At 45.4% G+C, this 11,674-nt stretch carries 10 protein-coding genes; 1 reads left to right on the top strand and 9 read right to left on the bottom strand.

The window, feature by feature from the left end; genetic code table 11:
• Window positions 1-62: 62 nt before the first annotated feature.
• A complete protein-coding gene (greA, locus tag ACJJII_RS02370) occupies window positions 63-539 on the top strand; it encodes a transcription elongation factor GreA (RefSeq protein WP_444918152.1) in 477 nt (158 codons plus the stop codon).
• Between the two features lie 57 nt (window positions 540-596).
• Here greA and ACJJII_RS02365 read toward each other — a convergent pair whose 3' ends face one another.
• The 9 genes from ACJJII_RS02365 to ACJJII_RS02325 form a co-directional block, all read right to left on the bottom strand.
• Window positions 597-1,472, bottom strand: a complete 876-nt coding sequence (locus ACJJII_RS02365; protein ID WP_444907314.1) for a hypothetical protein — start codon at window positions 1,470-1,472, stop codon at window positions 597-599.
• Between the two features lie 541 nt (window positions 1,473-2,013).
• Window positions 2,014-2,889, bottom strand: a complete 876-nt coding sequence (locus ACJJII_RS02360; RefSeq protein WP_444918151.1) for a hypothetical protein — start codon at window positions 2,887-2,889, stop codon at window positions 2,014-2,016.
• 447 nt (window positions 2,890-3,336) lie between these two features.
• Entirely contained in the window at window positions 3,337-4,218 is an 882-nt protein-coding gene (locus ACJJII_RS02355; RefSeq protein WP_444918150.1) for a hypothetical protein, read from the bottom strand.
• A gap of 295 nt (window positions 4,219-4,513) precedes the next feature.
• Window positions 4,514-5,404 carry a hypothetical protein gene (locus ACJJII_RS02350; RefSeq protein ID WP_444918149.1) on the bottom strand — a complete coding sequence of 297 codons (891 nt, stop codon included), beginning with the start codon at window positions 5,402-5,404 and terminating at the stop codon, window positions 4,514-4,516.
• Window positions 5,405-5,710: 306 nt separating this feature from the next.
• On the bottom strand, window positions 5,711-6,595 hold the full coding sequence (locus ACJJII_RS02345) for a hypothetical protein (RefSeq protein WP_444918148.1): 885 nt from the start codon (window positions 6,593-6,595) through the stop codon (window positions 5,711-5,713).
• A gap of 410 nt (window positions 6,596-7,005) precedes the next feature.
• Window positions 7,006-7,887, bottom strand: a complete 882-nt coding sequence (locus ACJJII_RS02340; RefSeq protein ID WP_444918147.1) for a hypothetical protein — start codon at window positions 7,885-7,887, stop codon at window positions 7,006-7,008.
• 245 nt (window positions 7,888-8,132) lie between these two features.
• Window positions 8,133-9,152, bottom strand: a complete 1,020-nt coding sequence (locus ACJJII_RS02335) for a hypothetical protein (RefSeq protein WP_444918146.1) — start codon at window positions 9,150-9,152, stop codon at window positions 8,133-8,135.
• A gap of 446 nt (window positions 9,153-9,598) precedes the next feature.
• Window positions 9,599-10,621: a hypothetical protein gene (locus ACJJII_RS02330; RefSeq protein WP_444918145.1), complete on the bottom strand. Its 1,023-nt coding sequence runs from the start codon at window positions 10,619-10,621 to the stop codon at window positions 9,599-9,601.
• A 468-nt stretch (window positions 10,622-11,089) separates the two neighbouring features.
• Window positions 11,090-11,632 (bottom strand): hypothetical protein, encoded by a 543-nt coding sequence (locus tag ACJJII_RS02325; RefSeq protein WP_444915578.1) that lies wholly within the window; start codon window positions 11,630-11,632, stop codon window positions 11,090-11,092.
• Window positions 11,633-11,674: the final 42 nt, after the last annotated feature.

The raw sequence follows: 11,674 nt of genomic DNA, 5'->3' as shown, positions 1-11,674 counted from the left end.
CCAACCGGGCCCCGTGATCTCACTGGGCCCGGTTTCGTCGTAACAATAATGGAGGTCCCACATTGAACCGGGTACCAATGACCGTTGAAGGCGCAGAAGCGCTGCGCTCAGAGCTGGACAATCTGAAAAAAGTTGAACGCCCTACCGTTGTACAGGCGATTGCTGAAGCGCGCGAACACGGTGATTTAAAGGAAAATGCCGAATACCACGCGGCGCGGGAAAAGCAGGGCTTTATCGAGGGCCGTATCCAGGAAATCGAGAGCAAGCTGTCCCACTCACTGGTGATCGATGTGAAAACCATCGAGCCCAGTGACAAGGTAATTTTCGGCACTACGGTAACGATTATTCACCTGGATGACGATAAGGAAGTCACATACAAAATTGTGGGTGACGACGAGGCCGATGTGAAAAAGCACAAGATCTCGGTGAACTCTCCGATTGCCCGCGCGTTGATTGGCAAGGAAGTGGGTGATGTGGTGGTGGTCCAAACACCTTCCGGTGCGGTGGAGTACGAAATCGATGCGGTTGAACATCTGTAAATTACAGGCGATAAAAAAAGGGCGGCCATGGGCCGCCCTTTTTTGTTGTTGCCAGCTCTACTGGGAAATGTAGCTCTGGTTAGCATGGCCAGACTGCATTACTGTAGCAGTTTCATATTGGCCGAACTGACTTACAAGACTGTTGTTGTTGTGTCCGGATTGGCGTGCCATAGCCACATGCCCTTCACCAATCTGCCCCAGGTATACATCATTGTGGTGGCCTCTCTGCCTGGATCTTGCGTTATTGCCGAATCCAGCCTGGGAGATATCTGCCTCGTGATTGTGGCCCCGCTGGCGCATACGGGCATAGTGGCCTTCACCAATCTGGCGGATATCACCGTCGTTAGATTCTCCAGATTGGCGCATACCGGCATCGTGGCTGGCACCGGTTTGGAATGTGTCTCCATTGTTTAGCTCACCCCGCTGCCTTAATGCCGACTGGGAACCAAAGCTTAAAACCTGAGTGACGGTTGCGGTGTTGTGGCTGTCGTGCTGGGTAATCTCAGCCATATTACCTGCCCCTTCCAGCTGAAAGGTCAGGGCAAAGTGATTGCTGCCGAACTGCTGATGCATGGAATAGCTGCCGGTCTGCGAGACCTGAATAGTCTCTGAAACATTGTAGGTTCCCGACTGCAGGCTAAATGCTTCGTTCTCAAGTCCACCAGTTTGCAGTATTTCGGCTGTGTGGTGATCACCTTCCTGGTACTGGCTCGCATAGCTCCTTTGTTCACCAGAATGAACTATATCTGCGCTGTTGTGGTCCCCATTCTGCTCCTGCATGGCGGAGTTGTGTGAGGTGTTTGGACCTACCTGGGTGATAGTTCCGAGGTTGTGGCCTCCATCCTGATCTTGGGTGGCGGTGTTAAAGTCGGCATAAGCGGTTCCGCTTACAGCCAAAGTTAAGGCTATGGCGATTGGTGTCAAGGTTTTCATGAATGTCTCCATTACTGCAAACTTCAATGCGCATTACATGGTGGAATAGCAGCCAAAAAGGCTGAAAAATCTGGCAAGTGATCCAGTGCCAGGGGTTTTACAGGAGGTATACCTCACCGGAGGAAAAGGCATATCTGTAAATAGGCAGGACAGCGCTGCTACAAAGGCATGGTCGCCAGTGCAAGAGCAGAGGAAGAGAGTAGGGATGATGCATTTTGGTGGCTTCCCTGATACTGCTTAGGAGTCCAAAATTTTGTTCCGCCTTCATCAGTTTTGCTGAAATCGGAGTGAGTCGCTATAGGAAAGAAGTTGTAAATTCCTGAGAAGAAAGTTCTATTTTCTGATCTTGAACCTCCCTTTTCTTAGTATTGCTATTAACTCTCTAATCCTGGAAGAGAGGAGAACTCATGTTGGGCAGAAATGCATAAAAAATCCGGAATCCTTGATAGGAGTTCCGGATTTTTCTAGCTTAATCAGAAAGCAGAAGTGCTTAATTGACTAGCGCTGAGCTATTGGTTGCCCTCTTTAATTGCAGCCAGGGCTACTGCCAAACGTAACTTTGGTTAGCATGGCCAGACTGCATTACCGTAGCAGTTTCATAGAGGCCGAACTGTCCCACCAGGCTATTGTTATTGTGCCCTGATTGGCGAGCCGAAGCGGTGTGTCCAGAACCGATCTGTCCCAGGTACACATCATTGTGGTGGCCTCTCTGGCGGGCGCGTGCACTGTGGTCATACCCAGCCTGGGAGATATCCGCTTCCTGGTTGTGGCCACGCTGACGCATACGGGCGTAGTGATCACCACCTACCTGACGAATATCACCATCATTGGATTCACCGGACTGGCGCATGCTGGCATCGTGGCCAAAGCCGCTCTGGAAGGTATCTGCGTTGTGCAGCTCTCCTCTCTGACGGATAACGGTCTCAGAGCCAACGCTAACAACCTGGGTGGCGGTTGCCGTGTTATGGCTGTCCATCTGGCTAATCATCACCATGTTACCAACACCTGCAAACTGATAGGTGAGGGCGTAGTGGTTGTCCCCAGATTGCTGATGGGCGGAGTAGCTGCCGAGCTGTCCAATCTGGTAGGTCTCAGACACGTTGGTGGTGCCGGACTGGAAGCTGAACGACTCGTTGCCGGCACCACCGCTTTGCAGCAACTCCGCTGAATGGTGATCACCTTCCTGGTACTGGTACCCATAGCTGCCGAGTTCAATGCTATGAGTGATCTCTGCATCATTGCTATGGCCATGCTGTTCCTGCATAGCGTTGTTATCCCAGGTCAGCGGCCCGGTCTGATCGATAGTGGCATTGTTGTGGCCGCCATTCTGGTCCTGAGTGGCAGTGTTGCCGCCCGCGTAAGCGGTTCCACTGATGGCCAGGGTTAGGGCTACAGCGATAGGGGTCAAAGTCTTCATGAGTGTCTCCATTACTACAAACTTCAATGAGCATCACATGGTGAAATACCAGCCTAAGTGGCTGAAAAGGGGTGGCACGTCATCCTGCGCCGAGGGTTTTACAGCAGGTGCACCTAGCCTGGGGGGTAGGTATCACTGTAAAGAGGGGGAGCAGCGTTGCCGCAAAGGCATTGCCGCCAGTCAAACAGGTAAGTGGGAGAGTAGGACTGATACATTTTGATGGCTTCCCTGATACTGCTTAGGAGTCCAAAATTTCGTTCCGTCCTCAATATTCTTGCTGGGAATTGAGGCAGTGGCTATAGGAGAGAAGTTGTAAATCCTTGAGAAGAAAGTTCTATTGCAGAGTTCTAATTTCACTTTTCTCTCTCTATAGCTTTTGCCTGTTGCTATGAATAGCGCGGGGATTTAAGTCGGATTTTTTGATTGGCAATTTTGCTGCGAGCCTATTTACTGGGAAATATGGCTGCTGTTGGAAATGCCGATCTGTAGGGTGTTGCTGGATGCTCCCGCTCTCACCTGATTGGTTTGGACCTGGTTAAATAAGCCAATCTGGGTGCTACTGGCCATTTGATTCAGACCTAGTTGAGAAAATGAAACGTTATTTTCCAGCCCAATTTGGTTTGACTGGTTGGTATTTCCAACACCAACTTGCAAAGAATTTGCTGAATTTAACAACCCTTCCTGTGAAGCTGATGATGAATTCCCAGTGCCCAGCTGCTCCATTTCGGAAAAGTTAAGTGCGCCTACCTGGGTAATTGAAGATTCATGAGCGATGCCGGTTTGCTCACTGACACCTAAATTAAGCAAACCCGCCTGTGAAATTGAGGCATTACCCGTAAAACTGAATACTTGTGCCACGGCGGCGACATTGGCTCTATCTGTCTGCTCAATATTGACGCTGTTATTGGCCCCGGAAATCTGTACCGTGGTGGCAACCTGTCCCTGGCCATCCTGAGTATGCAGGGAGAAACCATTTATTTGGTTAACCTGTTGAGTGAGCGATCTGCTATTAGAGCCAATTTGCACGCTCTGTCCCGCATTGTCGCTCCCTGTAGATTGGGAGACTCTGGAAAAATGATTGCGGCCGGTTTGAAATTGGGAAATTGTGCTGTTTATTTCTATGGATTGAATGCCGGTGGCGTCATTAAAAAAGCCAATTTGCTCTTGCAAGATTAAGTTGCCCTCATTAAGCGGAAACCTCTGGTTGGCAACGGCATTGTTGCCAATACCAACTTGTATCTGCTCTACGGTTTGGTCATCCCCAAAGGCGGAATGGACGGAAAGAAATGCGATAAATGTGACTACCGGCGAATAAATAACTTTTTTCACGAATACCTCCACGATTACATAACAAGGAGCATGAAAATTACGGTTTTGAAGTGCGGCGTCGGCAGGCAAACATAGAGAAATTACTACTGGAAATTAAATTCCGGACAGTAATTATTAAGAGCGCTAAAAGCGAATTGACCCAACTACCGCTATTTTCATTGTTGATGGCAGTATAGTAAGTTTCTATAAGGCTTTATTCTCAATTTAATGAGAAATAAGTATCAGGAAGTGAGTGCTTTTACTTCAGGGTTCCAGTCGGAATAAGTTGATCTTACTCCGACTGGTAATAACTCCGTTACTGTAAAACCACTGCCGTATTACCGGTACCGGTTTGGGTAATATTGGCGGATTGGGAGAAACCGTTTTGAATCACAGTTGCGTCATTCATACTGCCAGACTGATTAACGATCACCATATGGCCACCGCCTAATCCACCATTGCCGGCCTGCATAATATTGGCGGAATTTAAGTAGCCATCTTGAGTGACGTAGGCACTGTTATACCAGGACACTTGCACGATGGTGGCCATGTTGCCCTCGCCATCCTGATAGAGGTCCAATTCGTTGTACATATCGGACTGGGCGACATCTGCGCTGTTGGCGGCGCCGATCTGTTGGACACTGGCGTAGTGCCCGGTGCCTTCCTGGCTGATTATGGCCTCATGGCTTGAGCCTTGCTGGAATATCAACGCATCGGAATTAAAGCTCGCGTATTGACCAATCAAGGCACCATGCAACTCACCCATTTGCTCTATAACAGAGACATTATCGCTACCGAGATGTTGTTGGATTTCTGCTTCATTACCCGATCCCACCTGCCGTATTGTTGATTGCCCATGCTGTGTGGCCAATTGGTAACTATTGGCACGATTATTAGAGCCCGACTGGAATATTTCTACGCTATTTGCGATCCCATCCATTTGCAGGCTATAGGCGTCGTTAAGACTGCCTTCTTGTATTTGGATAATTGAGCTTTCAATTTCGTTTTGCTGTACGGCCTCTGCAATATGAGCAGAGCCGTCTTGACTGATCTCCAGGTGATTATCGATAGCGCTTGGATCAGTTTGATCTGCTACAGCTGAGTTACTGGAGCCGCTTTGGGTGATTAATGTAGTATTTTCTGCAGCATAACCCAAGCTGGTGGCAGATATCGCCAATACCAGTGGAATTACGGTAATCTTCTGCACGGCTAACTCCTGTGTATTACCGTCTAGTGGTAAATCCGGTCGTTAAAACTTTTGCCTGTGTTACCTGTGAAGTGAGTAACGTCAAAATGTGAGAAATCGTTTACATGGAAAACTGTAGACGAAGAATTTTGAAACCTCTGCTACGTAAGAAAATATTGATGCAGTATTTTTATCAGGTAAGGAAAGAATGCCATTCTTTGGGTAGCTTTGTGAGTGACTCATAAATTAAAGCTGGCATTGAAAAATGCATTCTTTCCTCTATCTATATTGGAAATATAATAACTTTCAACCTGAACGAATATGCCGCTACTGCATGATAAATCCTTGGTTTAACACACCATTCTGAATGCCAATAGCCGTTTGATTGTCGACGCTTTGGGTAATAGTATGAAGGTTAGTTGTTCCTATCTGGGTACTGCTTGCAGTTTGCATTGCTCCAGCTTGATCCACGATGGACATATTGCCAGTACCATCTTGTAGCGTAGAAACCAACAAAATATCTCCCGTCTGGGTCTGGGTACTAATGTTACCATCTCCTATCTGGGTACTTGTTGCTACCAGGATGTCACCCGTTTGTATAGAAAAATAAGTATTTAGATTGCCCGTTTGCGAGGAGGTCAACAGATTATCAAACCCTGTTTGTTCGGCATCTGCGCTATTTTGATCACCCGTTTGAGACACATTTAGGCTGTTAAACGTGGTGGTAGTTTGAGTCACTAACATCTGGTTATCAAAACCAGACTGATAGAGGTTGACTGTATCGAAACTACTGTCTGTTTGGGAGAAAATGATGTCATTTGCAGAATTGAACTGAGAAATGTCAACAAAGCTGGAAGAAGTACTGTCTTGTAAAGTAGAGGCGAAATTTCCAGCGCCCTCCTGATAGATATTTACCTCTGCATCATCTGAAAAATTAGTTTGAGTCGAGTCAGCTTCATTCCCCAGCGTTACCTGTTCATGCCTGATGATACTCAAGTTGGTTGAAGTGTCTTGCAGGCTATTGCTAACCTGTGCTTCATCTGCCTGAATAACCTCAATAAAGTTGTTAGTTGCCGTTGGGTCTACTTGGTTTGCAGTCACCTGGTGATTGTTACCCGTTTGTTCCACGGTAGTTGTATTTCCATCCGCATAAGCAATTGACCCGACAAGGCATAAACTGATGCCCACGGAAATTGGTGTATGGATTCGCATCGATATCTCCGATTGAAGGTAAGGTGGATTTTTCTTATCCCCATGATTTCAGTTGCGGTGAAGCATCAAGCCTAGGAAGGACAAAAGACTCCATAGATAGGGTATGGCATTTATTGCGCAAGGAGTTTGGCACACCTTGTTTTATTGCTATCCCTAATAGGTATTATCACTGGAGTACCTGATAATACCCTGATGCTGGTATGAGTTTTATCGTAAGCCTCAAGTATTGCTATGGGAAGTTAGTGCCTAAAAAATAGGAAAAACTTCTTTGTTGTTGTTTTTTGCGTTACCTGGATGTGCCTGTAAAGGGATACGATAAACGGATTTAAGCGATAGGTTTGTAGAGCTATAGTGAGGTTTAGATTGGGCTACCTGTTAGAGTAGCCCGTTAATAAACAACTAAACAGATGTTATTGAAAAATAAAGCCCATATTATTACTGCCATTTTGAGTGGCATTGGCTGTTTGGCTGATGCCGTTCTGGCCGGTCTGGTGCGAGTTGTTTGTACCTATTTGCAAAGTGGTTGCCAAATTATTACTACCTCCTTGATTCATATTAATGATATTCATAGAGCCTATTTGAGTCGATAATCCAGTTGCGAATGTCCCGAATTGTCCATGAAAAGAGGTGTTGTTATCACCATCCTGCATAATGGTGATTGAGCCCTGCTGACTACTTTGTACAGCACTGATTGTATTGGAGGTACCAATCTGAGTGGCATCAATCAAGTGGGCCAGACCTGTCTGCGTATATCCAGCACCATTTGAATCTCCAGATTGTGAAGATATGGTGGTACTTGAGTCGCTATTTGCTTGGGTAACTGTAGCCAGGTTTTGAGTGCCAAATTGCTCAAAGTCGGCATTGTCAGAAACGCTATTGACCTGGCTGATAGTGGCAGACTGAAGGGTTCCGAATTGCTCAACACTACCGCTGCTGGTTGTTGTATTAGTTTGGCTTGTAGTTACGCTGTGACTAACGCCATCCTGGTAAACAGTCGCTGTTGTATTAGAAGCTGCCGTTTGAGTTGAAAAAATGGAGTTGCTGTCTCCGAGTTGTTCCTGATCAATTCCATTAGAGGTGCTATTTGTTTGCTGCGTAGCATTAGCAGTATTTAGATTCCCGGTCTGAATTTGAGTAACTAAATTTCCAATAGCAGTAGGATCACCCTGATCCACAGTGGCACTATTGGTTAATCCGCTTTGTAAAACTGTAGCGGTATTATTAGATGCGACAGCATTGTAGCTTGGGATACACAGTAAGAGTCCGATGGCTAACGATTGGTGACGTATCATTCTATCTCCGTGGAATTTTAATTTTGAATATAAAAGATCTTGAATAGCTTGAATGAAATGAAGAAGCAGATTATCTGATAGATATAGTGATTTTTACTTCTTAAACACTATATATGCAGAACTATTGTAGAGTGTTCACTTATGGTGGCTATGAGAACTTAGTATGGATAAATTGAGATTAAAGTTTGTGAGATGATTTTTTTCGTTAAAAAAAGGCCGACTTTAACAGTCGGCCTTTATCTTGATTACTGAATAATTACTGCCACATTGCCATCGCCCACTTGAGCGGGAGCGGCTGCGTTGAAGTCACCTACTTGGGTCACAGTTATGGTGTTGAAGTTGCCAACTTGTGATGATGTAGCGCTATTGAAATCGCCAGGTTGTGTCACGGTCAGGTTATTGAAAGTACCATCCTGAGCGGCCTGGGAGAAGTTATCGAAACCACTTTGGGTAACGACAGCAACATTAGTGAGTCCCACTTGTTCTGTGTATGCCCAGTGGTCACCGCCACTTTGGTTGTGGACCAAAGTCTGGGTAGTACCGTTTTGTAAGCCCTCACTGTAGTTTCCGTCATCAGTCTGGCTAAAGAACAAGGTGTTGAAAGAACCATCCTGGAAGGAGAAGGTTGAGCTGTTGCTCGCAGATATTTGCTGGTGAGCGACAGTGTTAGTATCACCCGCCTGGATCATATTCATGGTGTTCTGCGTGCTATTACTTTGCGTTGCAGAAGCGGTGCCATTGGTGCCGGTTTGAGTAATAATTGCGCTATTCAATGAGGTCAGGGTTTGAATGGCGACTGCCACATTACCGTCACCGGATTGATTAACTACAGCGGTGTCATTTGCGCTGGTAGTCTGGGCAATAGTTGCATCTTGCGGGCCACCGCTTTGATTTATCACGGCAACACTGGTATCTACAAAGCTCTGAGTAGTCGATGCAAACTGGCCGTCATTTATCTGGGTGATGGTAGCCACTGGCACATTGGAATCGTTTTGGAATGATTCCGCGTAATTCATATCTCCTACTTGAGTTTGAGTAATTACTCCCGAATCGTTATTGCTGGATTGCTCAGCATAAACTTCATTCGTATCACCAGTTTGAGTCTGGGTGATAACATTGTTGGTTACCGTTGGATCACTCTGATCAGCGGTTGCCATGTTACCAGTACCGTTCTGATTGAGAATGGCGGTATTGTTCGATGCGAAGGCTCCGGTGCTGGCGATCGCCAGAAGAACACTGGCGGCAATAGGTGTGTACTTGGTCATCTGTAACTCCATATAGATGTCAAATATCGCTGTACAGCTTTTACAAACAAAAGGAAAACAGCATCATTTGATATTGGGAGAGTCTCATTTTCAGGCATACTACAACTTTGTCTGAAGTATGTGAGGAAACTGGGATGAACCCGACTGCTTATTAACCTTCACATTCCTTGTGAAAACCTAGCAATATCATTTAAACAGCAGCTTGATGCTGATTAGAGTTTTGTCGTCTTCTGGAGTTACAGCCATAGGACGGAAGTGCCGAAACCTTAGGAATAAAGTTCTTTTTTTAACTAGCTATGGCAAATAATGGCAGCTGATTTGGGGGGTGGCATTAAATGTAGAAAATGGTTGTCTCATGCGAATTTTGGACTAGTAATAATTAAAGCTTGCACTTAGCCCATCAAATTGAAAATAGGCCGGCCAATTAAGCCGGCCTACACCCTTTACTATTGAATGATAATTGCCATGTTGAAATCACCTACCTGTGTAGGTGTAGCCATGTTGGTATCGGTTGCCTGGGTTACGGCAATAGTGTTGTTATTACCGGTCTGCGAGGCGATAGTGGTATTGAAGTCGCCAGGCTGGGTAACGGTCAAGCTATTGAACGTTCCATCCTGGTAGCCTTCAGAATAGTTATCAAAGCCAGTTTGGGTGATCACACCAATATTGGTGGTACCCACTTGCTCAGTATAAGCCCAGTGATCATCTCCAACTTGAATGTGAGTCAAGCCTTGAGTAGTACCATTTTGGAAGCCCTCGCTGTAATTCCCATCACCTGCTGTCTGTGATGAAGTGAATGTGTTGGAAGTGCCATCCTGGAAGGAAACTGAGGTGCTGTTGGTGGCCAGGTTTTGAATAAGTACTACAGAGTTTGTGGTACCGGCCTGGATAGCGTTAACAGTGCTCGAGGTACTGGAAGTTTGAGTAGAAGTTGCAGTATTGGTGGTTCCTGTTTGGGTTAATATTGCGGTGTTAAATGAACCGTTAGTTTGGATAACATTACCTACATTACCGTCGCCGGACTGAGTCACTACAGCATTATCATTTGTACTGGAAACTTGGGTTACTGCTGCTGTTTGTGGACTACCACTTTGGGTGACAGTAGCAACGCTGGTATCTACAAAACTTTGTGTAGTTGTTGCAAAGTGACCGTCGTTGATTTGGGTGATAGTAACAATTGCAGTACTTGAATCATTCTGGAAGGACTCTGCGTCATTCATGTCCCCGACTTGAGTTTGGGTAATTACACCGGAATCATTAAAGCTGGTTTGCTCTGCATAAACTACGTTGTTGTCACCGGTTTGGGTTTGTGTGATCAGGTTGTTGGATACAGTGGCATCACTCTGATCAGCCGTGGCCATGTTGCCAGTGCCATTTTGGTTGAGAATGGCGGTATTGTTGGTAGCTAAGGCTCCGGTACTGGCGATCGCCAGAAGAACACTGGCGGCAATAGGTGTGTACTTAGTCATCAGTAACTCCATAGGGATGTCAAATATAGCTGTACAGCTTTTTACAAATAAAAAGAATTCAGCACCATTAGATATTGGGAGTGTTTTGTCTCAGGACACGATACGGCTGTGCCAGGCGTATGTGAGTTATCTGGAGTGAAACCGACTGCTTCTAACCTTCACATTCCTTGTGAAACATCTAGCAATATCATTTTTAACAGCAGCTTGATGCTGAATAGAGTTTTGTCGTCTTTGGGGGTTGTGGCTATAGGGCAGAAGTCTCGAAACTTTAGGAAGAAAGTTCTTTTTTTTAGGTGGGGTGATAAAGCTTGTCAGAAAATTCTTTTATACGGCGCGAGGTTCAAATAATCACATTTCTGATGAATTTTCTAAGTTGCTGTAATAATTATTGTCACTTAATAAGCTTACATGAATTAAAATAAAGAAGTCTAATCAGGTGAAAGGGAATCAGAGAAGTATTATTATTTATTAGTCATATTGGCTAATATACGTTGTTGTAGCAGTTCCGCTAACAGTGACCGAAGTGTGAAGGCCATTCCCACTTTGGTAAATATTGACGTTATGAAAACTGCCAATCTCTTCCACATGGGCACTATTTTGTATTCCAAATTGGGATATACCCGCGGTATTGCCAACTCCATACTGGTCGATATCTATAAAATTCTCAAAGCCTATTTGTATCAACATTGAATAGTTGTAATTCCCGACCTGACTCGATGTGATAATATTATCCTCACCAGATTGGGTGACCGATAAACTATTTCTATTGCCGTCCTGGTGAGCAGAAGTGTAGTTGTTACTACCTGATTGGCGGGTATGTATGTTGTTGTTTCCACCTTCCTGGTTGATTACGGTTAAATTTGTGACGGAGTAAAGATTGGCTGCGCTTAATTCGCTCGCAACAGCCAATTCACTGCTGGAATCCAAGTCTGAGCAATGGCCTAAACCCGGAAGATTAACAACAGCCATTGCTAGGGTGGCAGAAAAAATAACTCTGAATTTATGGTACATCTTTCCAAGTATCCCAATTTTAAGCCGAGCTTAAAAATATAA

Source organism: Microbulbifer maximicatervae (SeqCode) (assembly GCF_052467825.1).
This window is presented reverse-complemented; position numbering and strand designations above follow the sequence as displayed.